This window comes from Exiguobacterium sp. s48, assembly GCF_018617395.1.
Taxonomy (GTDB): domain Bacteria; phylum Bacillota; class Bacilli; order Exiguobacteriales; family Exiguobacteriaceae; genus Exiguobacterium.
The window spans coordinates 1-15,352 of sequence record NZ_JACSKC010000002.1 but is presented as its reverse complement, the minus strand read 5'-3'; the positions used below and the strand labels follow the sequence as shown (position 1 = coordinate 15,352).

13 protein-coding genes are annotated in these 15,352 nt (G+C 45.7%); 8 read left to right on the top strand and 5 right to left on the bottom strand.

The window, feature by feature from the left end; genetic code table 11:
• Window positions 1-7 precede the first annotated feature (7 nt).
• Window positions 8-1,387 (bottom strand): tRNA uridine-5-carboxymethylaminomethyl(34) synthesis GTPase MnmE, encoded by a 1,380-nt coding sequence (gene mnmE, locus KNO66_RS10445; protein WP_214742428.1) that lies wholly within the window; start codon window positions 1,385-1,387, stop codon window positions 8-10.
• A 171-nt stretch (window positions 1,388-1,558) separates the two neighbouring features.
• Between mnmE and KNO66_RS10440 the strand changes: the two genes are divergently transcribed.
• Window positions 1,559-2,314 (top strand): nucleotidyltransferase domain-containing protein, encoded by a 756-nt coding sequence (locus tag KNO66_RS10440; RefSeq protein WP_214742427.1) that lies wholly within the window; start codon window positions 1,559-1,561, stop codon window positions 2,312-2,314.
• Between the two features lie 14 nt (window positions 2,315-2,328).
• Here the strand turns inward: KNO66_RS10440 and KNO66_RS10435 are convergent, their stop codons facing one another.
• From KNO66_RS10435 to rpmH, 4 genes are all read right to left on the bottom strand, one after another.
• On the bottom strand, window positions 2,329-2,874 hold the full coding sequence (locus KNO66_RS10435) for an HdeD family acid-resistance protein (protein WP_214742426.1): 546 nt from the start codon (window positions 2,872-2,874) through the stop codon (window positions 2,329-2,331).
• A gap of 101 nt (window positions 2,875-2,975) precedes the next feature.
• Complete coding sequence (gene yidC, locus KNO66_RS10430) at window positions 2,976-3,836, bottom strand: membrane protein insertase YidC (RefSeq protein ID WP_214742425.1); 861 nt, start codon at window positions 3,834-3,836, stop codon at window positions 2,976-2,978.
• Window positions 3,837-3,940: 104 nt separating this feature from the next.
• Complete coding sequence (gene rnpA, locus KNO66_RS10425) at window positions 3,941-4,285, bottom strand: ribonuclease P protein component (protein ID WP_214742693.1); 345 nt, start codon at window positions 4,283-4,285, stop codon at window positions 3,941-3,943.
• 154 nt (window positions 4,286-4,439) lie between these two features.
• Window positions 4,440-4,574, bottom strand: a complete 135-nt coding sequence (rpmH, locus tag KNO66_RS10420; protein WP_015880216.1) for a 50S ribosomal protein L34 — start codon at window positions 4,572-4,574, stop codon at window positions 4,440-4,442.
• A 763-nt stretch (window positions 4,575-5,337) separates the two neighbouring features.
• On the opposite strand from rpmH, the gene dnaA reads away from it, so the two are divergent.
• The 7 genes from dnaA (at window position 5,338) to KNO66_RS10385 (ending at window position 15,131) form a co-directional block, all read left to right on the top strand.
• Window positions 5,338-6,717: a chromosomal replication initiator protein DnaA gene (gene dnaA / locus KNO66_RS10415; RefSeq protein WP_214742424.1), complete on the top strand. Its 1,380-nt coding sequence runs from the start codon at window positions 5,338-5,340 to the stop codon at window positions 6,715-6,717.
• Between the two features lie 197 nt (window positions 6,718-6,914).
• A complete protein-coding gene (gene dnaN, locus KNO66_RS10410) occupies window positions 6,915-8,054 on the top strand; it encodes a DNA polymerase III subunit beta (RefSeq protein ID WP_031424075.1) in 1,140 nt (379 codons plus the stop codon).
• A 126-nt stretch (window positions 8,055-8,180) separates the two neighbouring features.
• Window positions 8,181-8,396, top strand: a complete 216-nt coding sequence (gene yaaA, locus KNO66_RS10405; RefSeq protein WP_015880213.1) for a S4 domain-containing protein YaaA — start codon at window positions 8,181-8,183, stop codon at window positions 8,394-8,396.
• 1 nt (window position 8,397) lies between these two features.
• Window positions 8,398-9,516 carry a DNA replication/repair protein RecF gene (gene recF / locus KNO66_RS10400; RefSeq protein WP_214742423.1) on the top strand — a complete coding sequence of 373 codons (1,119 nt, stop codon included), beginning with the start codon at window positions 8,398-8,400 and terminating at the stop codon, window positions 9,514-9,516.
• Window positions 9,517-9,565: 49 nt separating this feature from the next.
• Window positions 9,566-11,494, top strand: a complete 1,929-nt coding sequence (gene gyrB / locus KNO66_RS10395) for a DNA topoisomerase (ATP-hydrolyzing) subunit B (protein WP_214742422.1) — start codon at window positions 9,566-9,568, stop codon at window positions 11,492-11,494.
• Window positions 11,495-11,516: 22 nt separating this feature from the next.
• Window positions 11,517-14,084 (top strand): DNA gyrase subunit A, encoded by a 2,568-nt coding sequence (gene gyrA, locus KNO66_RS10390; RefSeq protein WP_078145951.1) that lies wholly within the window; start codon window positions 11,517-11,519, stop codon window positions 14,082-14,084.
• 57 nt (window positions 14,085-14,141) lie between these two features.
• Complete coding sequence (locus KNO66_RS10385; RefSeq protein WP_214742421.1) at window positions 14,142-15,131, top strand: HD-GYP domain-containing protein; 990 nt, start codon at window positions 14,142-14,144, stop codon at window positions 15,129-15,131.
• Window positions 15,132-15,352 lie beyond the last annotated feature (221 nt).

Below are 15,352 nucleotides of genomic sequence, written 5' to 3'. Positions count from 1 at the left end.
CTCCTTATTATTTCCCAAGACAAAACTGTGAAAAGAGCTGATCAATCAAGCTCTCTTGTACGGTATCTCCATTGATTTCACCAAGCGTATCCCACGCTCGACGTAAATCGATTTGGACCATATCAATCGGCATATTCATGACGGCACTATCGAGCGCCTCATCAATTTGACCAATCGTTCGTTTGATTAACTGAATGTGTCGAGCATTTGAGATATATGTCATATCCTGCGACTCGACACCTTTTGCGAAGAAGAGATTTGAGATCGCCGCCTCAAGGGCATCAATCCCCTCATCTAATAAGAGCGATGTCGCCACAATCGGACGTCCTGCCGCTAGTTTCTCTAGCTTAGAAGAATCCATGTTTTGTGGCAAGTCCGTCTTATTGATGATGATGATCGCGTTCATATCTTTGACCGCTTCGAACAATGCCTCATCCTCGATTGTTAATCCTTCATGTCCGTTTAAGACGAGAAGGACCAAATCTGCCGCTCCTAAAGCCTTTCTCGACTTTTCCACACCGATTCGTTCCACGATATCTTCCGTTTCTCGAATCCCTGCCGTATCGATCAGTTTGAGCGGGACACCTTTCACGTTGACGTATTCTTCAATCGTGTCACGTGTCGTCCCGGCAATTTCCGTGACAATCGCTTTCGTCTCTTGAACGAGCGTATTCATTAATGAGGATTTCCCAACGTTCGGTCGCCCGATAATCGCCGTGGCCAAACCCTCGCGTAAGATTTTCCCTTGTCTCGCCGTTTCGAGTAACTGCTCGAGGACACGTTTGACTTCGCCCGCCTTCTCTTCGACAATGGCCTGGGTCATCTCTTCCGCGTCATACTCCGGATAGTCGATATTGACCTCGACTGCCGCAATCGTCTCGAGCAATTGTTGACGTAACTCGCGAACAAGTCGTGACAAGCGTCCTTCCATTTGGGACATCGCGACGTTCATCGCTCGATCCGTCTTCGCCCGAATGAGATCCATGACCGCTTCCGCTTGCGATAAATCGATACGTCCGTTCAAAAAGGCGCGTTTTGTAAACTCGCCCGGTTCTGCAAGACGGATGTCGGGTTGGTCGAGAATGAGCTCAAGGACACGATTGACCGCTACGACGCCCCCGTGACAATTGATTTCGACGACGTCTTCTCGTGTGAACGTCTTTGGCGCTCGCATAATACTGACCATGACCTCGTCTACTACCTCGCCCGTATCCGGACGTGTTAATGTTCCATAATGAATGGTATGTGAATCGACTTTAGTTAAGTCTTTTCCAGTAAACACATTGCTCACTGTTTCGACCGCCAAATCGCCTGATAACCGAACGATCCCGATGGCACCTTCTCCCATCGGTGTCGAAATCGCTGTAATCGTGTCAAACTCTAGCATCTTTCTCCCTCCAAACCTAAACATCTTCTTCTATCATATGCATAACGAACCTACTATACACGATATTCGACTTGAACGAAAGAGTTGGCCCATCGATCAAGTCATTGCCATTCGACTCATCGTTTTCGTACAATAAAGGAATATATTTACATAGGAGAGAGGGCAATCTATATGAAGCAGCAAGACGCAATCCAAATCATCACCGAGCGATTAAAGCACGATGAAGCGGTTCAAGCGATTTTTATGAAGGGCTCATTCGGTCGGGGAGAAGCCGATGAACATTCAGATATCGACCTCTATGTCATGGTGCACCCCGATGAAGAGGACTCCTTTCTATCCAGACGCCTCGAATATTTAACCGCCTATCGTCCGATTCTGTTAAAAGACGAGATTTATATCGTCGCGCCACAACTCATCGCCGTCTTTGATGATTTCCTTCACCTCGACCTGTTCACGGTTACGGAAAATACGTTGAATCATCAAGACTCGATTCATGTGCTTTACGATCCGGAACAGCGGCTGGCTCGTCATGCCACTTCCCTACAATTAGACGAAGCGACAACCAGTGATCATGCATTCGATGCCGTTTGGTTCTTTTTCCAATATACAAAATCACGGAATCGAGACAATTCGATTTGGGCGATCGAAATGCTCCGACAAGGAATGTTCCATTTTGCGTATGTGTTAGCCGCTCACCATACACCGGACCGGGCATCCCTCGGTTTAAAGGATGTGGCGCAGCGACAAGCCATCGACTTATATGATTTTTACGATCAATTGACACCCGCCTCGCATGAAAAAGCCGCCCATATCTATATGGAGCGACTCAAGGAAGAACAATCTTTTTTCGCGTCACTACCCGGGTACAACGTATTCGGACCGTTCATGGAGCAGTTGATTCAACGAGAAACAAGCCGTCCTTTATGACAGGACGGCTTGTGTTAATATCGGGCTTGCCGTTTCGTCGAGCGAATCGCGAAGTAGAGGAACAGCTCAAGTACTGCAATCGCGATGAGGATTCCACCGAACAGTTGGAATAAGACGAGCAGGCTACTGAATGGATTCGTCAACATGAGAATGCCGACCCCGATCCACAATAGACTTCCAATCAAAAACCAAAGCCATCGTCCCGCCATCGATTGACGGTACCCGAGCGCCTGAATCAGGCGGATGATCCCACCGAATAAGAACAGGGCCCCGATTAAGATGGGTAAGAGACTTGCCAACGTTTCAGCGAAGAAGAAAACGACTGCCGCTAAGATCAAATAAATGACCCCCATAAAGAACCCGGGTGGCAATCCTCCCTGACGCTGTCGCATCCCTTGAATAATCATCCAAATCCCCATGATGGCCAAATAACCGGCAATGACATACACCATGACATCAAAGAAAAATCGAGGGTATAGCAGAATAAGAACACCGAGTACAAAGTAAATGACCGCTTGCCATAACGTCGAACGCTCCAGGCGATGAATGAATGCCTCCATTTTTCCACACCTCCGTATACTTGTTTCTATCTTTATTCCCTTCTCGTCAGGAGACAATCCCACAAAAAAAGCTGAGTGTCAGGAGACACCCAGCTTCATGATTATTTACGTTTTTTCTTTTTGTTTTTCTTCTCTTCTTCGGCAAGCGCTGCACGTTCTGCTTCTTTCGCAGCGATTTTCGCTTCAGCCGCAACTTTCATCTTCTCACGCATCGGGAGCATGATTGCCATCGTAACGATGATCGAGATGATATAACCGACTACCCAGTACAATGAGAGGGCAGCTGGAAGGTTGATCGACATGATGAAAATCATGACTGGGAAGATATAGAGCATCATCTTCAATTGTGGGTTCTGTTCTTGACCCGCCATCGAGATTTTTTGTTGTGCGAATGTCAAAATTGCCGCTAAGATCGGTAAGACAAATGTTGGATCCGGAGCACCGAGGTCGAACCATAAGAAGTTCGCTTCGAAAATCTCAGGTGTACGACGAATCGCATCATAGAATGCGAAGAGAATCGGCATCTGAATCAAGATTGGCAAGCAACCAGCGAGCGGGTTGATTTGGTACTCTTGATAAAGTTTCATCATCTCTTCCTGGAGTTTACGTTGTGTTTCTTGGTCTTTTGAGCTGTACTTCTCACGAAGCTTCAGCATTTCTGGTTGCAAGACCTGCATCGCACCCATACTCTTCGTCTGCTTGATCATGAGCGGAAGAATCAACAAACGAACAATGATTGTCGCGATGATGATTGAGATCCCGTATTGCCATGGACCACCCACTAAGTAAGCAACTTCCTTCAAGAGCCACGCGAGCGGCCATACAAAGTACTTCGCCCAGAAACCTTCTGTGTCAGCCGTGATTGGTTCGGACTGAATGGTAGACGGATCCACACAGCCTGCCATTAACATAATGACCGCGGTCATGGCAGCGAGTAATCCTAATTTTAGCTTTTTGCTCATAGTTCCTCCTACGCTTTCTTTATCAATTCTTTTTAACGCACACGTCTATCGGGCAATCTTATAAGACTCTGTTTATATGAGAGAACAAATTCAGATTGTCATGGTCACCGGCCTTGCTTTTTCCAGACCTTGGCTCGTTTGAATACGTGTTTCAAGCTCTCGGTCACTTCCGACTGCGTCAATGCGGTCGCAGGCTTCCGAGCAATAATCACATAATCATTCGGCGCAACATTCGGTTCGAGCAAGCGAAGCGACTCACGCATCAATCGTTTCATGCGGTTCCGTTCCACAGCATTTCCAAGCTTTTTGCTGACAGAAAGACCCACTCTGAAATGTGCTTGATCCGCTTTGAGCGTGTAGACGACAAACTGACGATTGGCCACGGAGCGTCCTTCGCGAAACACCGCTTGGAACTCTTCATTCTTTTGCAGGCGGTATTCTTTTTTCAAAATTCTCACTCCATCCTTCGCTTCAAAAATCGTCAACTAACATCATATCATATCCGCATCATTTGAACGAGCGAGAATCGATGAAATGCTACGTTTCTGTGACAAACGAAAAAATTGCCCGAGGAAAGGATCCCCGGGCAATCTTCATTTAAAATTATACAGTCAAGGCTTTACGGCCTTTACGACGACGAGCAGCAAGAATGTTGCGACCGTTTTTAGTCGCCATGCGTGCACGGAATCCGTGAACTTTCTTACGCTTACGGTTGTTAGGGTTGAAAGTTGGTTTCATGGTTACAGCACCTCCTCAAGATTAACGCTCTATTAGCAAGTTATAGTTTCATTTAAGGCAGTCTTTAAGATTATATAAATTGATTCAACAATTGTCAATGTATTTTCGGATGGTTTTCGAATTCACGCAATGAGGCACTTAGAAAGCATTCATCCACATGGATTCGATCGTATTCAAAGACGAGTAGGGGGAAGAATTCATACACAACCTTTACGTATTTTATAAACGGTCTTTATAAATAGCCACGTTGAGCCATTTTATCCACAAATTCTCGAAGTTATCCACATTTATATGTGAATAACTCCTCTTTTTTCATATTCGCATTCTTTATTTTTTCATTTTCTTCTTTTACAAAAACAATCTTTTATTTCACTTCTCCCTCTTTTGTGTATAACTTTTTCACCTCATATTCTACAACGGTTGCTTTATCCACAACATATCCACAGGTTATCCACAAAACACACAGCATGTGGATAAGTGGGTGTGGATACTTTTCTTTATCTGTGGATAAATACTGAAAAGCATTGCCACGTCTATTTTATTTTGCTAAACTGAATGTGCACAAACTTGTGGATGAACAATTCGTGATTCCAAGATATACACAGGCTGTGGATAAGTGTTATCCCCATAATGAACACCATGTGGATAACTTTATCCACAGTTTTTGTTCTCTGGGGATAACCCTAGTTTCTACTATAGAATAGTGTATGTGTATATCGTGTGAATAAGTTTTACCTAACATGTGAGTAAAGGAGGTCTTTCATTGAAGAATGCTCGCGAGATTTGGAGAAATGTCTTATCGGTAATCGAGGAAGAAGAACGAACTCCAAAAGCCAGTTTTGACATGTGGTTGAAATCAACCGAGGGGATATCGTTGATGGGAACGACGCTCGTTGTGTCGGCACCAGCCAGTTTTATCGTTACGTGGTTAGAGCGACAGTATCTCTCTCTGTTACAAGATACGGTTGAAGAGATCACAAACAACAAGCTTGAAATTCATTTCATCGAAGAATCTCAAGCACACAAGTATGCTCCAGCAGATGGATCATCACACGAGTCCATCGCCGTGACGGAAACAAAAGAACAACCTGTGATATTACCTTCAAAAGAGGAAGGGGATCTTGGTCAACTGAATGACAAATATATTTTCGAGACGTTTGTCATCGGATCGGGGAACCGATTTGCCCACGCAGCATCACTTGCTGTCGCTGAAGCACCGGCTCGTGCATATAACCCGCTGTTCATTTACGGAGGTGTCGGACTCGGCAAAACACACTTGATGCACGCCATCGGCCACTATGTAAAAGGTCAAAAACCAGGGGCTCGGATTGCTTATGTCTCTTCTGAGAAGTTCACGAATGAATTTATCAACTCGATTCGGGATAATAAGACAGGTGAGTTCCGAAACCGTTATCGGAACATCGATGTGTTATTGATTGATGATATTCAGTTTTTAGCAGGAAAAGAACAGACGCAAGAAGAGTTCTTCCATACATTCAATGCGTTACACAACGATCAAAAACAAATCGTGATTTCAAGTGATCGACCACCAAAAGAAATCCCGACGTTAGAAGATCGACTTCGTTCACGCTTCGAATGGGGACTCATCACAGATATCACGCCACCTGACCTCGAGACACGGATTGCGATTCTCCGTAAAAAAGCGACGGCAGAAGGACTTGATATCTCGAATGAAGTCATGCTTTATATCGCAAATCAAATCGATACGAACATTCGGGAGCTAGAAGGGGCGCTGACACGAGTCGTTGCTTACGCAAAGCTCGTCGGACGACCAATCGACCCAGACGTGGCAGCCGAAGCGCTTCATAATATCATGCCGGTCCAGGAAGCGAAGAAAATTGTGATTCGCGACATTCAGGAAGTAGTCGGCCAACACTTTAACATTCAAGTAGAAGAATTGAACTCGAAAAAGCGAACGAAGACGTTGGCATTCCCACGTCAAATCGCGATGTATCTATCTCGGGAGATGACGGAGAGCTCCTTGCCAAAAATCGGGGAAGAGTTCGGAGGACGGGATCATACGACTGTCATTCATGCACATGAAAAGATCAGCACTCTTTTAAAGAACGATGTGGAAATGCAGGAGACGATTCAGACGTTGAAAAAGGCACTTTCTAGCTAACGAAGAATTCTCTGTGGATATCCTGTGGATAAACCACCTTAGTTATCCACAAGTTATTCACAGGCAAAATGGCTTAATAAGTAGGCTTAAGGGGACTTATCCCCAGTATCCACAGCCCTTATTACTATTATGACTTAATTAATACTATTATTATTATTAAGAAATGGACTCATTTCACCTTAGGAGGAATTATCCACATGCATTTAACGATTCAACGAGATGTATTCATGCAAGCCGTACAAGACGTATCAAAAGCTGTGGCTTCACGAACGACCATTCCAATTTTGACAGGCTTGAAACTTGAGGCACATGCGGACGGATTAACATTGACAGGAAGTGACACTGAGATTTCGATTGAACGTTTGATTCCAATCGAAGAGGGTGGAATGGAACTCATTCAAATTCAACGTGCCGGAAGCGTCGTCTTAAACGCCCGCTTCTTAGGAGAAATCGTGAAGAAGTTACCGACGAACGAAGTCACACTTGAAGTCTCACCGAACTTCATGACTCGGATTGAGTCTGGTCAAGCAGAATTCCATTTGAACGGTCTTGATCCAGACGAGTATCCGCGCTTACCTGAACTTGCGAGTGACCGTCGCTTCTATTTACCGGCGGATCTGTTGAAGACCATCATTCGTCAAACGAGCTTCGCAGTCTCTTCACAAGAGACGCGTCCTGTATTGACAGGGGTCAATTTCTCAGCAGAGAAAGGTTTCCTCACATGTGTCGCAACCGATAGCCACCGTTTAGCGCTTCGTCGTGCTCGTTTTGAAACGGATAACGATTTGACGTTCCAAAATGTCGTCGTTCCTGGCCGTTCACTCAACGAACTCGCTAAATTACTCGACCGTGAAGAGTTGCCGATTGAAATCGTCTTAACGGACCAACAAATTTTATTCCGTATGAAGAACATCTCATTCTTCTCTCGTTTGTTAGACGGTGCCTATCCAGACACGTCACGTCTCATTCCGGAAGAATATCGCACTGCGGTTCGGATGAATGCGAAAGAGTTCTTGCAGGCCATTGACCGTGCGTCACTCTTAGCACGTGCCGATCGCAACAACGTCATTAAATTCGTGGCGGAAGATACAACGGCAGTTGAAGTATCTTCACACTCGCCTGAAGTCGGTAAAGTATCGGAACGTGTCAGCATCCTATCACTTGAAGGGGAAGAATTGAAAATTTCCTTCAACTCCAAATTTGTGATGGACGCGCTCCGCGCACTCGATGCATCTGAAATCGAAATCCAATTCACAGGTTCGATGCGACCGTTCATTTTACGACCGGTTGAACAAGATAGTGTTCTTCAACTGATTTTGCCAGTCCGCACATCGTAAGCTGCGGATAGGGATGATGAGGTGTCTTGCCTTGTCATCCCTCTTTTTGCCTTATTCGACGATTTTCGATAAACTAATATGTATGGCGATTTTTTCAGATCAGCATGTGAGAAAGGAAGTGACGACATGGAAAAAGTGTCGATTACAACCGAGTATGTGACGCTCGGACAATTTTTAAAATTAGCAGATATCATCTCAAGCGGGGGACAAGCAAAGTTCTTTTTAGAGGATGTCATGATTAAAGTGAACGGTGAGCAGGACCAGCGCCGTGGTCGTAAATTAAGAGATGGAGATACAATCGAAGTCGAAGGCTTCGGGGAATATCAAATCGAGGGAAACTGACGTGCATTTAAAGTCGATCCGATTGCAAAATTATCGCAACTACGAAACCCTCGAGCTAGATTTTTCAGAACAGACGAATGTTCTGATTGGTGAGAATGCCCAAGGAAAAACGAATCTTCTCGAATCGATTTATGTACTTGCGCTCGCAAAATCGCATCGGACGACACAAGACCGTGAGTTAATCGGTTGGGAAGCGGATGCTGCGAGTATCGAAGGACGGATTCATAAACGGACGGGTGAATCGGTGCAGAGTCTCTCTTTTTCTCCTAAAGGAAAGAAAGCAAAGCTCAATCATTTGGAACAACGTCGTCTCAGTGACTATGTCGGCGCGTTTAACGTTGTCTTGTTCGCCCCTGAAGACTTAGCCATCGTGAAAGGCAGTCCGCAAGGGAGACGGCGATTTTTAGATATGGAGATCGGTCAGGTCAGTCCTGTGTACTTACACGAGCTCAATCAATATTTGAAGACGTTGAAACAACGGAACGCCTTGCTGAAGCAGTTATCCACAAAAGGTGGCGACGAGACGTTACTCGAAGTCTTGACGGATCAATTGATTGAACTTGCCGTGAAGATTGTGATGCGACGTTATCATTTCATCGATCAACTCGAAAAATGGGCCAATCCGATTCATTCTGGAATCACGCGAGAACTCGAAACACTGACGATTCAATACGTTTCCGACACGTTTAATAAAGAACGTTTCTCAAAAGAACAGATGTTTGAAACGTATCGTCAAAAGTTTGATAAAATAAGAGAGAACGAACGACGAAGAGGTGTGACCTTGTTTGGTCCACATCGTGACGATTTTGAATTGTATGTCAACGATCGAAACGTCCAAACGTTCGGTTCACAAGGTCAGCAACGAACGGCGGCCTTGTCATTGAAGCTAGCTGAAATTGAGTTGATTCATGAAGAAGTAGGCGAATATCCTCTGTTGTTATTAGACGATGTGTTATCTGAGCTTGACGATCATCGCCAAACCCATCTCCTCGATACGATGGGACGGAAAGTACAAACGATTTTGACAACAACGAACATTGACGGGATTGCACATGAGACCATTCAGCAAGCTAAAGTGTTTCACGTGAAACAAGGCGAAGTTGAAACGGAATCCGTGTAATCGCGGCAAGAAGGAACACCAAATCATGTATAGTAGGTGAAAATAACCGATGAGTAATGAAAATGAAAAAGAATTGCAAGCGTACGGCGCCGATCAGATTCAAGTCCTTGAAGGCTTAGAGGCTGTCCGTAAACGTCCAGGGATGTATATCGGTTCCACAAGCTCTCGCGGTCTCCACCATTTGGTATGGGAGATTGTCGATAACTCAATCGATGAGGCGCTTGCCGGTTATTGTGACACGATCACAGTGACAGTCGAGCCAGGGAACTCAATTGTTGTCGAAGACAACGGACGTGGGATTCCAGTCGATGTTCAAAAGAAAACGGGCCGACCTGCCGTTGAAGTTATTTTCACGGTGTTGCACGCAGGTGGTAAGTTCGGCGGCGGTGGATACAAAGTATCAGGTGGACTTCACGGTGTCGGGGCATCAGTAGTTAACGCCTTATCGACAAAACTTGAAGTGTTTGTCCGTCGTGATGGGAACGTATATTATCAATCGTTCAAACGTGGTGTTCCACAAGGTGAGCTTGAAATCGTCGGAACGACTGATACGACAGGAACGACAGTCCGTTTCTTCCCAGACGGCGACATCTTCCAAGAGACACTTGAATATGACTTTGATTTGTTAGCGACACGTTTGCGTGAACTTGCCTTCTTGAACAAAGGATTACGAATCGTTGCCAAAGATGATCGTAGTGATGAGACGATTGAACGTAACTATCATTACGAGGGTGGAATCAAGTCTTATGTCGAGCACTTGAACCGTTCTAAAGCGTCGATTCATGAGGAACCGGTGTATGTGCACGGGACGAAAGACGGAATCGAAGTTGAGATTGCCCTTCAATACAACGAAGGTTTCGCGAGTAACATCTATTCGTTCACGAACAACATTCCGACGCATGAAGGTGGGACGCACGAGACTGGATTTAAGACAGCGCTCACACGTGCCATTAATGATTATGCGAAGCGATTCGGATTGATGAAGGAAGCCGATGGCAGCCTCTCAGGGGATGATGTCCGTGAAGGATTGACTGCAATTGTTTCGGTCAAACACCCTTCTCCTCAGTTTGAAGGGCAGACGAAGACAAAGCTTGGGAATGCAGATGCACGGACAGCAACGGACACACTATTTAGCGATACGTTCGAACAGTTCTTGCTTGAGAACCCATCGGTCGGTCGTCTCATTGTCGACAAAGGATTGATGGCTGCACGCGCGCGTCTCGCTGCGAAACGTGCACGTGAGATGACACGTCGTAAAGGAATTCTCGAAGTCAGTTCATTGCCAGGGAAATTGGCCGACTGTTCTTCAAAAGACGCGTCGAAATCAGAACTGTATATCGTTGAGGGTGACTCGGCGGGTGGTTCAGCAAAATCTGGACGTGACCGTCACTTCCAAGCCATCTTGCCGATTCGAGGAAAGATCATCAACGTCGAGAAGGCACGCCTCGATAAGATTTTGGCCAACCAAGAAGTCCGGACCATTATCACAGCTCTCGGTACAGGAATTGCCGACGAGTTTGACTTATCAAAAGCGCGTTACCATAAACTCATCATCATGACCGATGCCGACGTCGATGGTGCACACATTCGTACGCTATTGTTGACGTTCTTCTATCGTTACATGCGTCCACTTGTCGAAAGTGGATATGTGTACATCGCGCAACCACCGCTCTATGGTGTGAAGCACGGGAAAGAAACAATCTACGTTCAAAATGACCGGGAGTTACAAGCGACACTTGCACAACTTCCTGAAAATGCACGTTATAGCGTTCAACGTTACAAGGGTCTCGGAGAGATGGATCCTGAACAGTTATGGAATACGACAATGAACCCGGAAACGCGTTCGATGCTTCGTGTCGACCTGCAAGATGCGATTGAAGCGGACGAGATTTTCGAAACGCTCATGGGTGACAACGTCGAACCACGCCGTGACTTTATTCAATCTCACGCCCATTACGTGAAGAACCTCGATATTTAATAAGAAGGGTAGGCAATAACGAATGGCAGAACAAGAAAATATCAAGGATATAAATATTAGCCAGGAGATGCGAACGTCGTTCATGGACTATGCGATGAGCGTCATCGTATCACGTGCCCTTCCGGACGTACGAGATGGATTGAAGCCGGTTCACCGTCGTATTTTATATGCGATGAACGAACTTGGGATTCGTGCGGACAAGCCCCATAAGAAATCGGCGCGTGTTGTCGGGGACGTAATCGGTAAGTACCACCCACACGGTGATTCGGCTGTTTATGAGACGATGGTCCGTATGGCTCAGGATTTCAGTTATCGCTATGAATTAGTCGATGGTCATGGGAACTTCGGTTCAGTCGATGGCGACTCGGCCGCTGCGATGCGTTATACCGAGGCACGAATGTCTAAAATTGCGATGGAACTCGTACGTGACATCGGAAAAAACACAATCGATTATCAACCAAACTTCGATGGTGAAGAAAAAGAACCGGTCGTACTCCCAGCTCGCTTCCCGAACTTCCTTGTAAACGGAACGAGTGGGATTGCCGTCGGGATGGCGACGAACGTCCCTCCGCATAACTTGAATGAAGTCATCGATGGGGTTTTGGCACTTTCCCATAACCCGGACATCACGATTGCGGAATTGATGCAACACATCCCAGGCCCTGACTTCCCGACAGCGGGAGAGATTTTAGGACGAAGTGGGATTCGTCGTGCATACGAGACTGGACGCGGATCGATTACGATGCGTGCGAAAGCTGAAATCGAAGTATTGAAAAATGGCCGTGAACGGATTCTCGTGCATGAGATTCCTTACCAAGTCAACAAAGCGCGTCTCGTTGAGAAGATTGCCGACTTGGTCCGCGATAAAAAAATCGAGGGCATCACAGACTTGCGCGATGAATCAGACCGTAACGGGATGCGAATCGTCATCGAGGTTCGCCGTGACGCAAACGCAAGTGTCATCTTGAACAACTTGTATAAGCAGACGCCGATGCAAACGACATTCGGGGTCAACATGCTCGCGCTTGTAGGCGGTCGTCCAAAAACGTTGAACATCAAACAAGCCATCTATTACTACATCGAACACCAAAAAGAGGTCGTGCGTCGTCGTACGCAATTCGATTTGGATAAAGCGGAAGCGCGTGCCCATATTTTAGAAGGTCTTCGTGTGGCACTTGATCATTTGGACGAAGTCATTGCCATCATCCGTAGCACGCGTACAGGTGATGAGGCGCGTGAAAAATTAATTGCTCGCTTTGGACTTTCGACAGAACAAACGCAAGCGATCTTAGATATGCGTCTCCAACGCTTGACTGGGTTGGAACGTGAGAAGATTGAAGGCGAATATCGTGAAGTAAAAGCGTTGATTGAAGAGCTTCGTGCGATTCTTGGTGATGAGGAATTGCTCCTCGACATCATTCGTAACGAGTTAATCGAAATCAAAGAGCGATACGGTGATGCTCGTCGTACGGTGATTCGCACGGATATTGTTGAACTCGAGGATGAAGATTTGATTCCGGTTCGCGACATGATGATCACGCTCACGAGCGAAGGATATATCAAGTCAATCCCTTCGGATTCATACCGGACTCAGCGCCGTGGTGGACGTGGAAAACAAGGTATGGGCACGAACGATGAAGACTTTGTTCTTCGCTTGCTCTCAGCATCGACACACGATACCATCTTGTTCTTCACGAACTTTGGACGCGTTTTCCGTCTTAAAGGGTACGAAATTCCTGAGATGAGTCGTACTGCGAAAGGAATGCCAATCATCAACTTGCTTCAAATCGACAAAGGTGAAAAAGTCGAAACGATGATTCCGGTCGATTTCAACAGTTACCTCGCAAACCAGACGGTGGCGGAAGAAGCACAGGATGAGTCAGAAGAAGTGGCAGACGAACAATTGTCTCTCGTCTTCATTACGAAAGAAGGATTGATTAAGCGTTCGCCACTTTCGGCATATGCTCGAATCAACAAAAACGGTCTACGTGCCATCAGCTTGAATGAGACGGATGAACTTGTCACGGTTCGTTTAGCGAAGAGCGACGATGAAATGTTGATCGTCACCCGTCAAGGGATGTCAATCCGATTCCCTCTCGAAGGAGAAGTTCGCTCGATGGGACGTACGGCACGAGGCGTTCGCGCGATTCGACTGAAGAAAGACGACGATTTGGTCGTCTCGATGGAAATCGTTCGCACGACACAAGACGTCTTGATCATCACGGAAAAAGGATACGGAAAGCGTACGGCCATGGAGCAGTTCCGCACACAAGGTCGTGGCGGTTCCGGTATCATCGGAATCAAGACAGACCGTGGAACAGTCGTCGGGATGCGTGTCGTTGATGAAGATGATGACATCATGTTGATGACCGAGCTCGGTGTTGCGATTCGGATCGATTCGCAAACAATCTCTCAAATGGGTCGAAGTACTCGCGGTGTGAAAGTGATGAACATCGAAGAGGGCGATCGCTTAGCGACTATCGCAAAATTGAAAAAAGATGAGTTAGAAGAGGAATCAGCAGTCGATTTGGAGAATGGGTTTGAGGATGAAGCACCTGAAACCGACGAATCGTCTGATGTGAATGAGTAAGACGAGAGGTCGAACGGTGTTTCCGTTCGACCTTTTTATATATTAGGAGGGATTCGCGTGCGTTTGAACTTATCCACTGTACATGTTGGGATGACGTTATTGTCACCCGTTTCTTCCTTAGAAGCCGGAATCCACTTAACCAACGAACATTTGCGTTTGCTCCGTTTCTTAAAAGTCGAAGAAATTGATGTCTCACCTATCGAACGAATGACGTTTACTTCAAAAGAAGAGCAGATTCTTTGTAGTCAGGTGCTTCAATATGAGAAGCATTACAATCAGTGGGAAGAGAGAATCGCGCCTAATCCGTATGAAGGTTTAGAATTCATCCATCATCTCTTTCGTCAAGACGTCCCGCTTTCAGCGGTCGTCCATTTCTTTACACATCAACCGTTACGAAAAAATCATGTCATTTATCATGCGATTTATCGAGCACTCGTCGCACGAGTTTTATCCAAATATCGTGGTGACGAGCATCAACTCCAATTTGATTATGGCATTGCGTCCTATTTTGCAGATGCAAGTTACGCTAAAATTCGGAAATGGTCGCATATGCGTTATTTCACAAAAATGGAACGAGAATTATTGTACCAACATCCACTTGTCTCGGCATCGATGCTTCCGAGTAGTCAAATATTACGAGGTCGTGTCTATCAATTGATTGCTGAGCATCACGAACGATTGGATGGATCCGGATTTCCGAAGCGTTTGACGGAACGTGAATTGAATCCGGCATCTCCTCTATTTATTGTCGCCGATCGCTTCTGTCAGTTAACCGCACCCCGGACATTCCGGAAGCCGCTCTCTCCGGAAGAAGCATATTTCTATATGTGGCAGAATAAAGCTTACGACGGGGAGGCACTATCGCTTCTTGCGACGTTACTCGGATTTTATGAAATGGGTCGGTCGGTGTTATTGAGTAACGGAATTCGTGGAACGATACACGCCTATACAAATCGTGTCGATCAACCCGTTGTCGTTGAAGCAACAGGAGAGACAGAATATGATTTATCTCGTTTAAATGAAATACACATTGTATCGTTTCTATAAGAAGAGACTAGCGATTTCATTCATTATAAAAGAATGGAATCGTCTTTATTTATTCTTTTTTAAAAAACTTTATTTTTATAGTTGACGGATATAATTTCAGGTGCTATTATAAATGAGTCGCTAAGAGCGGCAGACGAACTTTGAAAACTGAACGATGAGGCAAAAATAAGTTTTACAATTTTTGAATGAAGCGCAAGCTTCGTCAATTTAAGAGCTATATC